At 66.1% G+C, this 242-nt stretch carries 1 protein-coding gene; it reads right to left on the reverse strand.

Features of this window, described 5'->3' with window-relative positions:
- Positions 1-242: ATP-binding protein (locus AC1MIR_RS27930; RefSeq protein WP_480031423.1), on the reverse strand; the 242-nt coding region annotated here is incomplete at both ends.

A 242-nucleotide genomic window follows, 5' to 3' on the forward strand; every position in this document is an offset into this window, starting at 1 on the left:
TGCCGCCCACCAGCACCACGTTGCCCTGCTGCGCGAGGAAGTTCCCGCTCGCCAGGTCGCGCACCAGCGTCTCGTTAATCGGCGTGCCGTCGAACCGGAACTCCTCTACGTCCTTCGCCAACGGTAGTTTGGCCAGCGTGATCTGGTACTTGATCGACCGCGCCTGCTTCTCGGCGATCTCGGCCGCGATGAAATCGCCGATGACCCTCTGCGGCTCGTGCTGGCGCTTCACCGCCGCGCCG

The sequence above is a fragment of the Falsiroseomonas sp. RANM36 genome, from assembly GCF_056682175.1.